The following is a 14,941-nucleotide window of genomic DNA, read 5'->3' on the forward strand; positions in this document are numbered from 1 at the left end:
CGAAAAGTCGCTCTTTTCGTCCTGATTTTACAAAGTTTTTTGGAAAAAAAGTTGCCCAGACGTAAAGGCCGTGCCTTCCAAATAAAATATCGAAACTCTCTTTTCTTATGGAATTACTTTTTAATATTTTATCAATTTTCCTGACGACTTTTATTCTATAGGTTGCTAGAAAAAATAAATATAATATTAATGAGATGAGTATTGTGAACATCAATATAAAAAATTGACTATCCGTGAGCGAAAGCATCTACTTTATCACCTGTATTTGTTTTTTCAAAAAAATCAATAATCGCATCATAAAAAGACTTACTACTTTCTCCTATTTTTTCTGATAGATATCCTGATCCAGCTACTACAGCTATAGTCCCTACGGCTAACGTAAAAACTAAAAGAGGCCCTCCTATTGCTATTCCAGCAGCCATAGTTCCTAATACTGTAAAACCAGCATATGCTATTCCTGCACTGCTAACACCTTGGACTAGACTGCCTGTTAGATCTCTTCCTGCTTTTATAGACTGTTCACGTGTTTTAGCATTTTTAAGGTTTTTTATACCATTATAAATTCTATAACCAATATCAATCGCTATTAATCCAACACCAAGGATTTTAACATATCTGATTAAGTTAATTAATTTTTTGAAGTCAGTGCGATTTTCTACGAAAAAGCTCCCTGTTTTTCTTGATGACTTGGCCATTTCCTTTTCTATTTTTGGATTAGTGAAAGGGCTTTTCTTCATTAGCTTTCTTTTTGCTATGAATGATTTTAGATCAGAATGAAAACGGTTTTTTAGTTCTATGACTTTGCTTTCTATTTGTATTTCTCTTTGGCGAATTGAATATATATCTATATTCTCTCTGAGCTTTCTATTATGCTCTACCATCAATTCGCTCAATTCGTCCATTTTTTTCTTTAGTAAGCCTACTTTAGTATCAACATACCCTTGAGCACCTCCTACAACAGTTAAAGTATTTGGTACTGTTAAAGTTTTTGATATAGAGTCACCGGGGTGTGCAAATAGATCAGCTAGAGCCATTGTCACATCTTCACCATAAGTGTCGATCATCGTTTTAATCTTTTTACTTTGTTCCGGTCCTAGCATTTTTAGATCGGTATGGGAGATAGCAGGGCCTTTGCACATTCCTGTGGACAGATAGAGTCGGTTGCCTGGGATGATATCGGTTGTGAGGCCATTTTTTTGCTTAAAGGCATCGAAGGAGCCTTTTTCCATAAAGTTATGGTAGTTTTCAGGGGTGATTGGTGTGGAAGGCAGTATCATCTGCTGCATTGCGAACTCCTTTTCTCTTGGCAGGGTAATATTATTAGGACACTAACCTTAACAATGGAGAAAATGAAGTGCTACTCACTCTATTTGCACAATATTTGTTCTTTCCTGTCTTCTTCTGCCAGTGGTAAGTAGAAGCCGGATAATAAGCAAGTGATTTGGAAAGTCGTATCGCTCCTCATACTCTTTGTGTAATGCCGTGTAATACCATTTTGCTTGATGTTTCTATATAACTCTTTCTGGATTATGGCCTAGTGGATGGCATGTAAAATATTCTGGAGAGTGTGACAATGTGTACTGACTTTATAATAAGTGCGAAAGATGGCGCTTTCATCAATGGGCGAACCATGGAGTTTGCCGAAGATTTGCGGTCAAATATTTTTTTTAGGAAAGCGGGTTATCGATTTTTAAACGAAAATAGACCTAGCCGCGCGCAATTTATTTGGACTGGCAAATACAGTTATGTGGGAGTCAATGCGTTAGGTTTAGACTGTGTATCCGACGGTATCAATACCGAGGGGTTGTCTGGTGGTGCCTTGTGGTTGCCTGAAAGCGAGTATCCTGAAAGCACCAACCCTGCCAACACCATTAGTAATCTTGATTTTTTGCAGTGGCTGCTAAGTAGCTTTTCTAGCTGCAACGAAGTGGTGTTAGCGATGGGAAAAATAGTGGATGAAGAGAGTCCGCTAAACACCTTTTTTGAATACAAAGACTCCATTTACTTCCAACCTCAAGTGCAAGTCACGCCGATTAGTTACCAAGAATTGGATAGAAGTGGCCCTTCAGGGATTTACCCTATTCATTTCCCTCTTCATGACAAAACGGGCCATAGTATTGTCATTGAATTTATCAATGGAAAAGTTCGTATATACAATAACCCAGTACATACCTGCACCAATTCGCCAGAATTTCCATTTCATATGAATAATCTACGAAACTATGTGAACCTTCAAAAGGAGAATGTCAAAAGCGCGACGTTGCAGGGTTATGATTTTACATCAACGGGCAATGGCTCTGGCTTAAAAGGACTTCCTGGTGATCCAACACCACCGAGCCGATTTATTAAGACGGCTTTCACGTCGGGTTTTGTGAACCAAGGGAAAGATTCGAATGAGGCACTGAATATAGGCTTTCATATCATGAATACAGTCGACATTCCTAAAGGCCTAGTGGTTGAGCCTCAAAATGAAGGGGCTGGAGAAGATTATACCCAGTGGGTGGCGAGTAAAGATTTAACCAACGGTGTGTTCTGTATTCGTTTTTATGAATTGTCACAAGTGACCGCGATCACATTAAACGACGTGGACTGGGATGAGAAAGATGGTAAATGTTATCGTCCGGAAGCGATAAGTCCTTACAATATCAAGTTAACTGAGGTAAGCCGCTAGAGGTTATTCTCGAATGGCGCGAGGAGTAGGACAAAATGATGGTTTTGTTCTACTGCGTGCCATTGGTTAGACACGTCATCTTGTTTGCTTTTAGCATGTTATTTGTTGTTGCTGCTCGCTATGCTTGGGGAGGTTTTTCTTACGATCAGTTGCACGGGGATTCTCTCTAGCTGCTGTGCTTTGGTTGCGTCGCGTCCTCTGGCTTCTAAGCACGAGAGTGCTCTTAGTGCGGTCTCCTTGATGTTTTGGGAAATGGTGGTTAATTGATAACTGTATTGAGCCGTAAGGGGCGTATCGTCAAAACCAATTAAGTGGAAATCATGGGGAGCGTCTAGACCCTGTTCGCGCATGCCATCTAAATAACCACAGGCCAGCTGTGCGTTGGCACAAAAGAGGCCGTCGATGGTTTGCCCCGATTGAAAGATTCTGTGGGCCGCGATTCGTCCACCTTGGTAGCCCTCTTCAGGAGCCTCGATAGAGAGTAAACGAAGCGCTTCGTTTTGCTGTAAACGTCGATCGTCAATGGTCTGACGAAAGGCATTACCTCGACTCACGCCGGACCAGGTAGAGTGTTTATAGTTCAGCCAGCCTATGGTCTGACAACCAGAGCGAATCAGTTGGTCGGCCGCTAGCGTGGCTCCCATGGAGTTATCCGAACAAACAAAATCGACTTCAGGGAGAGCCATATGACGATTAATGCCCACCACGGGAATATTATGCTGAACGCATTCTTTGATTAAATTAACAGGGGGTTGGCCGGATGTGACGATGACGCCAGACACCCGAAACTGTGTAAATCGACGAATGGTTTCGGTTAAATCTTGCTGGCTTGTTACCTCAGTGACTAAGGCTTGATAGCCTTGCTGTTGAATTTCCGTTAACAGGCCTTCCAGTAGGCTGCTACGGAAGGGATCGCTTAAATGGGCCACGACGACGCCGATTAACTGGCTGCGCTTACGGTTCAGGCCTTGGGCAAGAAAGTTAACTTGGTAGCCTAATTCTTCGGCGGCCTTTTGTACTTTTTCTCGTGTTGCTTGTGACACACTGCCATTGTTCGTTAATGTACGGGAGACCGCTGCTCTAGAAACACCGGCTTTGTTAGCAACGTCTTGTGCCGTGACGGTTTGATGTTTTTTCTCGGACATGATGATCCTTTCAGGACGGTATGAGTGAATAAAATCAAGGCATTGCTATCCAGTAAACGGGATGTGTTGCCCTAGGTTAAATCGAATGTCTGCCCATCCTGACTCAGAAATAATCGTGGCTCGTTGGTGATGCTCTGGCGAATCTGGGGTAATGCTTCATCAAAGCAGTGGTACAGGCCCAACTTGTTTAGATTGGATCGTGCTAATAAGCGTAAACAATCCGGTAAATCCCCATGGGATGCCTCTTTTGGCAATGAATGAAAAGCCGCACATTCCTGAAATGCCAAATCTGTATTGAGCATTAATGCTTCACTCTCGGGGGTAGGTCGACCATCCCCACTGTAGAAAAAGTGTCGATCATCAATGGTTAAGCGAATGGCTCGATTCGCCATTTCATGTTGCGTCAGGGCGGTTTTTATCGACCAATGACGCCACTGGAAGTCTTCTTCAATCTCGTGCCAACGGATCTCAAAACAAACATGGCGCTCCGGCCAGACTGCGAGCGCGACTAAGGATTCCAACGGCTCCTGTTGTTCTTTTTGACAAAAAATATCCAGTGCTTGTGTGCGCTGCATACTTTTCCACTGATTGATTAGGGCCGCCAAACCAGAGCAATGATCAGGGTGGATATGAGTGAAATAAATGGCTTGAATGGCATTTATATCAGTGTGACGTTGCCACAGAGCCCTTGGCACCGTTGGTCCACAGTCGATAAGCCATTGGTTTTTATGCTTATCCTCAATCCGCACAGAAGAGGTATTATGGATTTTGGAAAAGGCACTACCGCAACCGATTACGTCGATTTTCATTTCTGCTCACCATACTGTCTTTTTAACTTAATTAAAATGTCACAAAGTTCCGACAAAGTAGGCACCAATAATGTCGCTTAGAGATTGCATTTTTTTTACAAAGCAGTGAACACGTGTTCATTCTTTTAAAGCGACCACGTATTGGCACACTTTGGAGTGAAGTATGACGCGTTTGCATATCGATAACCTGCAAGTTGGCTACGGTAATAAGCGGATATTAAACAACATCAGCTTGACGGTAGAGCAAGGCGAGATGATGGCGCTACTTGGTCCATCAGGTTGCGGTAAGACAACATTGTTAAACGCATTGTGTGGCTTTTTGCCAATAAAACAGGGCGATATTTTTGTAGGACAACGGACGATCAGTCACCTGCCTGCAGAAAAACGCAATATCACCATGGTGTTTCAAAGCTATGCACTTTGGCCGCATATGACCGTGGCGCAAAATATCGGATATGGTTTAAAGGTACAAAAGATCAAACAGAAAGAGATCCAAACACGGGTCAAAGCGTTACTCGATATTGTCAAATTAACGGGCTTAGAAGAAGAGAAGGTGACGGCGCTCTCCGGTGGACAACGTCAGCGAGTGGCGCTCGCCCGAGCATTAGCTATTCGCCCTGACGTGCTGGTATTGGACGAGCCTCTATCCAATCTGGATGCCAAAGTCAGGCTGGCGGTTCGCCATGAAATCAAAGCCTTACAAAAACAACTAGGCTTTACTTCACTGATTGTCACCCATGATCAAGAAGAGGCCTTAGTGATGGCGGATCGCGTTGCCATTTTGAACCAGGGTAATATTGAGCAAGTGGGGACGCCTGAAGCGATTTACCATGCCCCTGCTAGCGCCTTTGTGGCGGATTTTATGGGGGCGGACAATCATCTGACTTGGCCCATTCATCCATCCATGGTGGGGGATTCATCGGTGATTACTATTTCTCATACTGACGTATCCCAACAGAGACAGTGCCAAATCTACTTTCGCAGCGAGGATGTATCGCTGTCCCCTCGTCTCACCGATGATGACAAAATAAGCGGGCTAATGATCCTAGGGGAGGTCATGCACAGTGCGTTTTTAGGTCATGACTACCGAATTAGTGTGCGTTGCGGAGCGCACACTTTTCAGGCGAATTACCAAGATAATTTGCCGGAAGCAACCTCCGTCAGACTACATGTTCCAGCTCATGCGCTGCATATCTTCGATCATCCAAGCGAAGCAAGCAACGCGCCACTCTCTAACGCCGTATCAGTCTAATCCATGAGGGATAATCATGTTTACTAGAACTAGCATTGCCGTGTTTGCCGCCATCGGTCTTACTTCAGTGATCAGTGCCGCCCACGGGGAAACCGTATTAAATGTTGCCTCTGCTGGTAGCCAAAATATGGTGGATTATGTCAAAACCTATCTAGCGCCAAAATTCGAGGCGACGCATCCGGGGGTGACAATCAACGTCATTGGTACAGGCCCTGGTGATGCAGGATCACAGAAAATATATGAAAAACTGTCGGCTCAAAAAGACAGTAACCAGCCAACATGGGACATCGATGTCGCCGTTGTCCATCAAAAAATGGGTGGCGAAATGGTCAAAGATGACCTGCTTGCGAAGTATCGTTCACAGATCGATACTGGCAAATTAGTGTCTCGTGACAGTGCTAAAAATGCCCTAGGAACAAACGTTAATGGCTATGTTATGCCGATGTTTCACAGCCAAACAGCCATTGCCTACAACAGTGATTTTGTGAAGCACCCGCCGACCTCCTACAACCAGCTGGTGACCTGGACGCAACAGCATCCAAAGGCGTTTGGTTATAACGGCATTAAAAATGGCATGTCAGGGGTGAGTTTTGTGACAGGTTGGATTTACGCCTACGGTACCAATGCCAAAACCTTATCGAGCGAACCTTACAATAAGGCGAATGAGGCCAATTGGAAGAGTGCGTTTGCAAAGCTTAAGGCGTTCAATAAAAACGTTACCTTCACGCCGGGCAATGCGGGGACATTAGATATGCTCAACCGCGGAGAGATTTTCATGGGCCCCGTTTGGGTCGATATGTTCTATAGCTGGAAAGCTCAAGGCAAAATTCCCCCTTCGATGAAGCTGAGCTTGATTGCCCCCGGTATGCCTGGCCAACCTATGTATTATGTGATTCCCAAAAAAGCGGCTCATCCCGAATTGGCGCGCCAATTTATTGAACTGGCGACCAGCCCAGAAGTGCAAGCACAGGGCATTGTGAAGCGCTTTAATTGGTACCCAGGGATTGATGCGAAATACGTGAAAAGTAAGCTGGATAAGGCGACTTGGAACAAATTGTTTGCCGAAATTACCCCCGAAGATTTATCGAAATATGGCAAAAGTTTCCCTATTGCCCAGTATTTTGATGACATCAAAGAGGGTTATGAGCGCCAAGTGTCAAATTAATACGGTTAGCATGACTAACATAGCAAGCGAGCAAGATGTGACTCGCTTGCTATTGATTTGAACTCCATCGATTGAGAGACACAGGTTTTATCTTATGCAACAAAAAGAAGCGCAGAAACTTTGGCTCATTGCCCCCGCCGCTCTCATGGTGAGTCTTTTCTTCTTATACCCTTTGTGCTTTTCGCTTTATTCAGCAGTGACTCTAGATGGAGCGCTAACTTTAAGCCACTTGGATAAGGCGTTCGAGCTGTACTCAAAGGACATGCTGTTTACCGTCATTATTGTGCTGGTGTCCGTGATGTTATTGGCTATTTTATCGATTAGCATTGCAGCATTGATTACCTTGTCGCCCTTTCGTTCGGTGGTGGGCATATTGGGGTTTTTATACCGACTGCCTTTGTTTATTCCTTTTATTGTGGCCGCGCAAATGATGCGCACCTTTTTGGCCAAAAATGGCTTAATGAATAATGCGTTTGTGGCCTCAGGATTGATGACGCCCATGGATACCATCTCTTTTTTGGGCTGGAGTGGCATTATTATCACCTTTGTGTGGAAGCAGTTGGCTTTTTCGACATTATTAATTTCTGGTGCCATGGCGGCGTTGGATGACGCGCAAATTCGAGCAGCACGTAATTTGGGGGCATCACGGTTGCGTATTTTATTTGGCATCATTTTACCGCAAATCGCCCCTTCTCTAGGGGTAGCGTTGGTCTTATCGACCGTCACCATGATGTCTGTTTTGTCAGTGCCCATGATGATTGGTACGGGTACACCAACCATGATCAGCGCGGATATGGCCTTCCGAGTGGACTCTTACGGAGACTATCATGTGGCGAATGCCTTGGGCTTGGTGTCTTACCTGATTTGTGCGGGGCTGGCCTGGTTTTATCTACGTCAAAGTCTAAAAGACAAAGGAGCCACAGCATGATGGTGGCGCAAAGTGTCTCTAACAACATAGTATTAAAGCGGTTAAAACGTCTGCCGTTTGCAAGTAGCTTTTGGCTACAAATGCTGTTTATTCTGATTTTTTCTTTGTTATTGTTTGGCCCTATTATCAACTTATTGATTTGGACCATCACCGAAGTCTGGTACTTCCCCCATGCCCTACCGACTCAATGGGGATTCAAATATTGGCATCAGGTCTTTAACCCTTACAGCGATGTGTCTGGCTCCTTGTTAACCAGTCTGCTGATTGCCGTATTGACCGTTGGGGTGTGTTTATTGGTGTCTGTTCCGGCGGGTTATGCCTTATCGAAGCGTAGCATGCCATGGCGTGTTTTTTGGATGTTGTTATTTTTGATCCCACAGGCCTTCCCGAACTTAACCGTGTACATGAACATTGCCCGTCTTTTCTATGGCTTTGGTTTAAATGGCACGTTATTGGGCGTGGTATTGGTTCACAGTGTTCACGGCTTAATGTTTTCCGTTTGGATCAGTGTGGCGGCGTTTTCAGCAACAGACCCCTTGTTGGAGCGGGCCTCACGTAACTTGGGCGCAGGACCGTTTTATACGTTTTTTCATATCGTGCTGCCTCAAGCGGCACCGGGGATTATGGCGAGTTGTATTTTTGTGTTCTTAGAGTCGTTGGACGAGTTTACCGGCACTTTCTTTGTTGGTGCGCCAGACATCACGACGCTGCCGCTTCTTCTCTACAGTGCAAGTATGGAAGGTAACTATCAAATTGCCTCGATTACTGCTCTGATTCTGCTGGTACCCTCTATTTTATTCATGGTGGTGATCCACAAATTTATGAAACCTGAGATGCTAGCGAAACTGGGCAAATAAAATTTCAGGTCGCCTAAAGCGAGGCTTTAGAAGGTGCGCACCATAATGGCCTTATTGACCCCTTTATCCTGTATTGTGTGTAACACTGCAAATTCGTGTTTTAAATACAGGGTAATATTGTGTTGTTCGCATTGCAGGTAAAGAGAGGGAATCTCCTGCGTTTTCGCATGAGCAAACGCGTGGGTTAAAATAACGGACGAGTAGCCCTTACCTCGTTCCGCTGGTGGAACATATACCCCTCCAAGCCAGTGTTGGTAGTCTGGGTAGCCAGAATGCTCGTGAAACTTTAATTCTGCCACCGCGAGCAGAGTCTCTTTATCATGCAGCACAAACGTTAGAGGAAACGCTCGCCGGCTTTGCGCCATGGTGGTGACCTTGTTCTCAACATCCACAGCGGATTTGCCTGGCGGCATTAAATACCCCCATTCACTGAAATACCACTGAGCAATAGTGGGAATAAAGTGTTTTTGATCAGCTAAAAATGACACCTCCAAAGTACTATTATCTTGTTTTTCCATCTCTTTCATAAAAGCATCAAAGGAAGAACCGATATGCTTGTTAGCCATTTTTGACTCCTTATTCTATTAGGTCTAACGCAGATTCGTCTTCGTTTATTGTCTTCATACTTTGATCGCGTCAATTTTATAGGTGTTGATGTAGCCTATTTATTTCTATGGATAAGCGCAATTCAAAAAGCCAAAAACCGACTCTCAGTGTTATCTGATGTCGGTTTTGATTGTTAGGGCCGTTATTTTAAGGCCGAGCTACTTCTCTTTGTCGCAGGTTGAAACGCCAAACGGGATGTAAGCTGGGCAAATTTTAAAGATACCTGTGCCAATGAGAACCACACCGATCAAGCCCCACCATGAATGAAAATAGACGCCTAGTGCAAGAACGATGGCGCCTGCTATGATTCTAGCTATTCGATCTGTCTTACCTACGTTACATTTCATCGCTTTCTCCTGTTAGGTTTATTATGAATCGTGCTACGAAAACAAATAAAACAAACACCTGTGCAATCCCTTTGGTTTCACCATACGCCCTATGCTGGAGGTAAGCTAAAGCTTTAGAGGTTAATTGATCGTTTTTTGATCTATGTTATGGAGATCGACGGGTCTAAAGGGATTAACGATAAAAATGACCTCACGTTTAATATCGGAGGTCTTTTTAGGGCTGGTTAGAAGACATGTTAAGTGCCTTGAGCGTGCCCAAGCCATGATTTGGCACTCTATTCTGCCTGCGAACTCTGCTTGATGGCTTTGACTAGAACCGATGTATCCATACGGCCAAGGCCTTGTTGCTGAAGTTTGGCATAGTGTTGATCTACTTCATGGGTCATTGTTAGATCAAGCGAGTGTTGCTTGGCTTCATCAAGGGCGATCCCTAAGTCTTTACGCATCCAATCAATCGCGAAACCAAAATCAAATTCATCTTTTGCCATGGTTGCTAAGCGGTTGGCCATTTGCCATGAGCCTGCTGCGCCATGTTGTAAGGTGTTGACGACTTGAGAGATGTCTAGATTGGAGGCTTCGGCGAGCATGAGCGCTTCGCTTAGACCTTGAAGGACACCTGCAATGCAAATTTGATTGACCATTTTGCAGCGTTGTCCTTGACCCGCAACCCCCATAAGCTGTATTTGTTTTGCATAGGCGTTCATTGCGATGCTTGCTTTGTCAAAGGTTTGCTGATCGCCACCACACATAATGGTTAATTGACCATTTTCGGCCCCCGCTTGGCCGCCAGATACTGGGGCGTCGATAAAGTGGAGGCCATGAGTTTGGCATGCGAGGTTGAGCTCTTCGGCTAATAAGGCCGAGGTGGTGGTGTGATCGATCAAAATCGCATCCTGTTTCATGCCAGCTAAGGCACCGTCTTCTCCGTACACCACGCTACGCACATCGTCATCGTTGCCGACACAAATGCACACAATATCGGCGTTTTTTGCGGCTTGAGCCGGAGTGTCTGCTGCGCTGCCTGAATACTCATTTACCCATTTTTGCGCTTTCGCCGCTGAGCGGTTATAGACAGTGACGGCGTGTCCTGCTTTTGCTAAATGACCTGCCATTGGGTAACCCATAACGCCTAGACCAAGAAAGGTGATGGTTAACTGATCCATGATTGCATCCTTTTTGCTTTTGAGTGAGTGACTTGATCATATTTTATCTAAATGACATATGTCAATTATAAAGTTTGATTAACATTGACGCATATATCTCGATGGTAATTATAAAGGCCTTGCATTACACTCCTCGAAACGTTCAAAAAAGGGTTGCTAGGTGTCGGAATCGAAATATCGCGAGATTGCTCGTGAGATTGAAAAGCTGATTGAGATAGGTCATTACGAGGAAGGTAGTAAGCTACCTACCCACAGAGCGTTAGCCTCTGAGTATGAGACAACGGCGGTGACGATTGCGAAAGCTTATAAGCTGTTAGCGGAACAAGGTCATATAGAATCCTTTGTTGGGCGGGGAAGCTTTGTTAAAAATACCTCCTATCTAAAACAGGTCATTCATTCTGATCAGGCAGAGAATGAATGGAATTTTTCGATTCTTCAGCCGTGTTTTAGCCGTCATCTTGATGCGCTTTATCGTCAATTCGGGCAATGCGCCAGTGAGCCATTTACTCCTTCTTTATTCGGTTATATTGAAGATACTGGTAGTTTGGCACATAAAGAAAGTGGCATGAAATGGATGCAGCATTATGGCCTACAAGTGAGATCGCCAGAGCAGGTATTGCTGACAAATGGCGCTCAGCATGCTCTCTCGACGCTTATCGAACTGTACTCTAAGCCGGGGGATTATGTTGCGGTAGAGGAACTGACCTATCCGGGAATACTATCGATTATTCAAGCGCTGGGCAGAAAACCGATAGGCGTTGAGATGGATGAATGTGGGATGCTCCCAAACCGTTTGCATGAAATTTGTCTTAGTGATAGACCAAGTCTGGTGATTGTTGTTCCTTCCCATCAAAATCCGACAGCCAGTACGATGCCAATTGAGCGTCGTAAAGACATCGCGAGCGTGATTCAAAAACACTCAGTTTGGTTATTAGAGGATGATTTATATTGTTTTCTAAACGCCGATGTCATGGCTCCCATTAGTAATTTTGTGCCAGAAAAGAGCTTTTATATCACCAGCCTGTCTAAGGCGATCAGTCCAGGTTTACGCTGTGGGTTTGTGAAGGCACCGCAGAGCCAGTTAAATCGATTAACGTCATATATTCGTACTATGATTTGGCATATTTCCCCGATCGGCTTTGACGTTGCCAGTCGCTTAATACAGTCTGGTTCCGCGTTCGAACTAGCGGAAGGACAAAAAAAGATTGCGGCGCACAGGCAACAATTAGCCCTATCCATTTTGCAGGGTGAGACGCTGTTCTCCCAAGAGACGAGTTATCACATCTGGCTAATGCTTCCTGAAACTTGGGACGCTGACGAGTTTACTGCCATCGCAAAAGAGCGGGGTATCACGGTCAGTGAAGGCCATTTTTTCCATTATGATGGTCAGCCTATTCCGGCGGTGCGTCTTTCTCTTATGGCCATTTCAGAAGATCAGCATCTGATAGCCGGATTACAGGCATTAAAGTCTCTGTTAGACCAACGCCGGTCGTCTTAACCTTTAGCGAGATGCTGATATGGCATAAAAAAATCGGCCTTGTTTTCACAAGACCGATTAAAAAGGCAACTAAACAGCATCCGGGAGGGATGGGTGCTGGTTGCTTTTTACCTCTTTCTAGGATGGCAAGAGGTAAAAACTTGCGGACTAAACTAAGTTAACTGAATAAATGCTTAGTTTAGTCCCATGATTTCTAAGGTTAATTACGGATTAAGTAATCAAACGCACCAAGGGCTGCCGTGGCGCCAGATCCCATTGAGATGATGATCTGCTTGTATGGCGATGTGGTTACGTCGCCTGCTGCAAACACGCCTGGCATAGAGGTTTCACCATGGGCATTAACAAGGATTTCGCCACGGTTGGTAAGCTCTAATGTATCTCTTAGGAACTCGCTATTCGGTACCAAACCGATTTGTACGAAGATGCCTGCAACATCCACCAGATGAGACTCATCGGTACGGCGGTCGGTGTATTTCAAGCCGATAACCCGTTGACCGTCACCAAGTACTTCCGTGGTCATGGCATTTTTGATGATGGTCACGTTTGGCAAGGATTCTGCTTTTTTTACCAAGACATCGTCGGCACGTAAAGTGTCGCTAAATTCCAAAACGGTAACATGTTTGGTGATACCCGCTAGGTCAATGGCCGCTTCGATGCCAGAGTTACCCCCACCGATAACGGCGGTATTTTTACCCTTGAACAATGGACCGTCACAGTGTGGGCAGTAGGCGACACCTTTGTTACGGTATTCTTGTTCACCTGGTACGTTCATTTCACGCCAGCGAGCACCGGTTGCGAGTACGATGGTTTTACTCTTGAGTACTGCGCCGTTTTCGAGTTCTACTTCGATAAAGTCTTTCTTCTCAATGCGAACCGCTTTTTGCGTTTTGATCAAATCCACATCGTAATCAAGAACGTGTTGCTCTAAGTTAGCGACCAGTTTTGGTCCTTCTGTTTCTTTGACCGAAATAAAGTTTTCGATGGCCATGGTGTCACTCACCTGTCCACCAAAGCGCTCAGCGACTACACCCGTGCGAATACCTTTACGAGCAGAATAAATGGCAGCGGATGCACCAGCTGGTCCACCACCAACCACTAGCATGTCGTAAGGGGCTTTTTCAGCCAACGCGGCGGCTTGTTTTTCACTGGCACCTGTATCTACTTTATTCAATATTTCGGCTAATGACATACGGCCTTGGCCAAATAGCTCGCCGTTTAGGTAAACCGATGGCACGGCCATGATTTCGCGTTCGTTGACTTCGTCTTGGAATAAAGCACCGTCAATCATAGTGGTCGTGACATTCGGGTTTAGTACCGCCATTAAGTTCATGGCTTGCACGACTTCAGGACAGTTTTGGCAAGTCAAAGAGATATAAATCTCAAAATTCAGTGTACTTGTTAGGCCTTTGGCTTGCTCAAGAAGCTCTGGCTCTGCTTTAGATGGATGGCCGCCAGCTTGTAACAATGCTAAGACAAGAGAGGTAAACTCGTGTCCCATTGGAATGCCTGCAAAGCGTACTCGTGGTGTTTCACCTTTAGGAGCGATGGCCATTTGCGGCGCGCGTCCTTGTGGGTTTTCATCGACAATCAGGTCAATTTTGTCGTTTAACTCGCTGATTTCACGAGCCAAATTTAATAATTCTTCAGCTTTTTTAGAGCCATTGATGGACACAGTAATCTCAATAGGATTAATAATGTTCTGAAGATAAGTGTCCAGTTGTTGCTTAAGATTTGAATCTAACATGATTTAGTAATCCGTCTATTCTGAGTGTTGTACTGTGCAGTATTAGGTAGTACTGGGAGTATGCTATTGCTTGATGCTCTAAGCGAAGTAAGAGGAGGCCACCCCTTCCAGAGGGGACTCGAAGGAGTGGCCTAGATCAAGTCAGCTTAGATTTTGCCGACTAGATCCAAAGAAGGTGTCAATGTTTCTTCACCTTCTTTCCATTTCGCTGGACATACTTCACCTGGGTGAGCTGCTACGTATTGAGCCGCTTTTACTTTGCGAAGTAGGTCTTGTGCATCACGACCGATACCTTCAGCAGTGATTTCCATTGCTTGGATAGTACCTTCAGGATCGATCAAGAAAGTCGCACGATCTGCTAGGCCTTGACCTTCGCGCATCACGTTGAAGTTGTTTGTGATGTTGCCTGCTTGGTCGCCTACCATGTAGTACTGGATTTTGCCGATAGTGTCAGAGCTTGCGTGCCATGCTTTGTGAGTGAAGTGAGTGTCTGTAGAAACAGAGAACACTTCTACGCCGCGAGATTGAAGCTCAGCGTAGTTATCAGCGATATCGCCAAGTTCAGTTGGGCAAACAAAAGTAAAGTCTGCTGGGTAGAAGAAGAATACAGCCCATTTACCTAGTACGTCTTTTTCAGAAATTTCTACGAATTCGCCATTTTTGAAAGCAGTTGCATTAAATGGTTTGATTTGGGTATTGATCATTTTGTATTGCTCCTAGTTAAATCGTTTTTGTGTTACCAACGAGGCTTATAAT

At 44.8% G+C, this 14,941-nt stretch carries 14 protein-coding genes; 6 read left to right on the forward strand and 8 right to left on the reverse strand.

Annotated features, from left to right (window positions below; translation table 11 throughout):
- Positions 1-227 precede the first annotated feature (227 nt).
- Positions 228-1,286: a hypothetical protein gene (locus MSP8886_RS01635; RefSeq protein ID WP_067012040.1), complete on the reverse strand. Its 1,059-nt coding sequence runs from the start codon at positions 1,284-1,286 to the stop codon at positions 228-230.
- Positions 1,287-1,573: 287 nt separating this feature from the next.
- Here MSP8886_RS01635 and MSP8886_RS01640 point away from each other — a divergent pair, with 287 nt between their 5' ends.
- Complete coding sequence (locus MSP8886_RS01640; protein ID WP_067012042.1) at positions 1,574-2,671, forward strand: linear amide C-N hydrolase; 1,098 nt, start codon at positions 1,574-1,576, stop codon at positions 2,669-2,671.
- A gap of 98 nt (positions 2,672-2,769) precedes the next feature.
- On the opposite strand, the gene MSP8886_RS01645 is transcribed toward MSP8886_RS01640, so the two are convergent.
- Together MSP8886_RS01645 and MSP8886_RS01650 are read right to left on the reverse strand one after the other, a co-directional pair.
- Positions 2,770-3,816 carry a LacI family DNA-binding transcriptional regulator gene (locus MSP8886_RS01645; RefSeq protein ID WP_067012044.1) on the reverse strand — a complete coding sequence of 349 codons (1,047 nt, stop codon included), beginning with the start codon at positions 3,814-3,816 and terminating at the stop codon, positions 2,770-2,772.
- A 71-nt stretch (positions 3,817-3,887) separates the two neighbouring features.
- The gene (locus MSP8886_RS01650) at positions 3,888-4,625 is read right to left on the reverse strand and encodes an MBL fold metallo-hydrolase (protein ID WP_067012046.1); all 738 of its coding nucleotides are present in this window, start codon (positions 4,623-4,625) and stop codon (positions 3,888-3,890) included.
- A 163-nt stretch (positions 4,626-4,788) separates the two neighbouring features.
- Here MSP8886_RS01650 and MSP8886_RS01655 point away from each other — a divergent pair, with 163 nt between their 5' ends.
- The 4 genes from MSP8886_RS01655 (at position 4,789) to MSP8886_RS01670 (ending at position 8,827) form a co-directional block, all read left to right on the forward strand.
- Positions 4,789-5,877, forward strand: a complete 1,089-nt coding sequence (locus MSP8886_RS01655; RefSeq protein ID WP_067012048.1) for an ABC transporter ATP-binding protein — start codon at positions 4,789-4,791, stop codon at positions 5,875-5,877.
- Positions 5,878-5,893: 16 nt separating this feature from the next.
- Positions 5,894-7,042, forward strand: a complete 1,149-nt coding sequence (locus tag MSP8886_RS01660; RefSeq protein WP_067012050.1) for an ABC transporter substrate-binding protein — start codon at positions 5,894-5,896, stop codon at positions 7,040-7,042.
- 94 nt (positions 7,043-7,136) lie between these two features.
- Positions 7,137-7,970, forward strand: a complete 834-nt coding sequence (locus MSP8886_RS01665) for an ABC transporter permease (RefSeq protein WP_067012052.1) — start codon at positions 7,137-7,139, stop codon at positions 7,968-7,970.
- A complete protein-coding gene (locus MSP8886_RS01670; protein WP_067012054.1) occupies positions 7,967-8,827 on the forward strand; it encodes an ABC transporter permease in 861 nt (286 codons plus the stop codon). Before MSP8886_RS01665 ends, MSP8886_RS01670 begins: the two co-directional genes overlap by 4 nt.
- A 26-nt stretch (positions 8,828-8,853) precedes the next feature.
- On the opposite strand, the gene MSP8886_RS01675 is transcribed toward MSP8886_RS01670, so the two are convergent.
- From MSP8886_RS01675 to MSP8886_RS01685, 3 genes are all read right to left on the reverse strand, one after another.
- Positions 8,854-9,393 carry a GNAT family N-acetyltransferase gene (locus tag MSP8886_RS01675; RefSeq protein ID WP_083200708.1) on the reverse strand — a complete coding sequence of 180 codons (540 nt, stop codon included), beginning with the start codon at positions 9,391-9,393 and terminating at the stop codon, positions 8,854-8,856.
- A 198-nt stretch (positions 9,394-9,591) separates the two neighbouring features.
- Entirely contained in the window at positions 9,592-9,780 is a 189-nt protein-coding gene (locus MSP8886_RS01680) for a YgaP family membrane protein (protein ID WP_067012056.1), read from the reverse strand.
- Between the two features lie 275 nt (positions 9,781-10,055).
- The gene (locus tag MSP8886_RS01685) at positions 10,056-10,943 is read right to left on the reverse strand and encodes an NAD(P)-dependent oxidoreductase (RefSeq protein WP_067012058.1); all 888 of its coding nucleotides are present in this window, start codon (positions 10,941-10,943) and stop codon (positions 10,056-10,058) included.
- Positions 10,944-11,103: 160 nt separating this feature from the next.
- On the opposite strand from MSP8886_RS01685, the gene MSP8886_RS01690 reads away from it, so the two are divergent.
- The gene (locus MSP8886_RS01690) at positions 11,104-12,441 is read left to right on the forward strand and encodes an aminotransferase-like domain-containing protein (protein ID WP_067012060.1); all 1,338 of its coding nucleotides are present in this window, start codon (positions 11,104-11,106) and stop codon (positions 12,439-12,441) included.
- 199 nt (positions 12,442-12,640) lie between these two features.
- On the opposite strand, the gene ahpF is transcribed toward MSP8886_RS01690, so the two are convergent.
- On the reverse strand, positions 12,641-14,185 hold the full coding sequence (gene ahpF, locus MSP8886_RS01695; RefSeq protein ID WP_067012061.1) for an alkyl hydroperoxide reductase subunit F: 1,545 nt from the start codon (positions 14,183-14,185) through the stop codon (positions 12,641-12,643).
- A gap of 146 nt (positions 14,186-14,331) precedes the next feature.
- A complete protein-coding gene (gene ahpC, locus MSP8886_RS01700; protein ID WP_067012063.1) occupies positions 14,332-14,889 on the reverse strand; it encodes an alkyl hydroperoxide reductase subunit C in 558 nt (185 codons plus the stop codon).
- Positions 14,890-14,941 lie beyond the last annotated feature (52 nt).

The organism is Marinomonas spartinae (assembly GCF_900089775.1).
Lineage (GTDB): Bacteria > Pseudomonadota > Gammaproteobacteria > Pseudomonadales > Marinomonadaceae > Marinomonas > Marinomonas spartinae.

Excerpts from the sequence above, each read along its gene's own strand:
- MSP8886_RS01635 (WP_067012040.1), bottom strand. The coding sequence starts at position 1,286 with ATGCAGCAGATGATACTGCCTTCCACACCAATCACCCCTGAAAACTAC.
- MSP8886_RS01640 (WP_067012042.1), top strand. The coding sequence starts at position 1,574 with ATGTGTACTGACTTTATAATAAGTGCGAAAGATGGCGCTTTCATCAAT.
- MSP8886_RS01645 (WP_067012044.1), bottom strand. The coding sequence starts at position 3,816 with ATGTCCGAGAAAAAACATCAAACCGTCACGGCACAAGACGTTGCTAAC.
- MSP8886_RS01650 (WP_067012046.1), bottom strand. The coding sequence starts at position 4,625 with ATGAAAATCGACGTAATCGGTTGCGGTAGTGCCTTTTCCAAAATCCAT.
- MSP8886_RS01655 (WP_067012048.1), top strand. The coding sequence starts at position 4,789 with ATGACGCGTTTGCATATCGATAACCTGCAAGTTGGCTACGGTAATAAG.
- MSP8886_RS01660 (WP_067012050.1), top strand. The coding sequence starts at position 5,894 with ATGTTTACTAGAACTAGCATTGCCGTGTTTGCCGCCATCGGTCTTACT.
- MSP8886_RS01665 (WP_067012052.1), top strand. The coding sequence starts at position 7,137 with ATGCAACAAAAAGAAGCGCAGAAACTTTGGCTCATTGCCCCCGCCGCT.
- MSP8886_RS01670 (WP_067012054.1), top strand. The coding sequence starts at position 7,967 with ATGATGGTGGCGCAAAGTGTCTCTAACAACATAGTATTAAAGCGGTTA.
- MSP8886_RS01675 (WP_083200708.1), bottom strand. The coding sequence starts at position 9,393 with ATGGCTAACAAGCATATCGGTTCTTCCTTTGATGCTTTTATGAAAGAG.
- MSP8886_RS01680 (WP_067012056.1), bottom strand. The coding sequence starts at position 9,780 with ATGAAATGTAACGTAGGTAAGACAGATCGAATAGCTAGAATCATAGCA.
- MSP8886_RS01685 (WP_067012058.1), bottom strand. The coding sequence starts at position 10,943 with ATGGATCAGTTAACCATCACCTTTCTTGGTCTAGGCGTTATGGGTTAC.
- ahpF (WP_067012061.1), bottom strand. The coding sequence starts at position 14,185 with ATGTTAGATTCAAATCTTAAGCAACAACTGGACACTTATCTTCAGAAC.
- ahpC (WP_067012063.1), bottom strand. The coding sequence starts at position 14,889 with ATGATCAATACCCAAATCAAACCATTTAATGCAACTGCTTTCAAAAAT.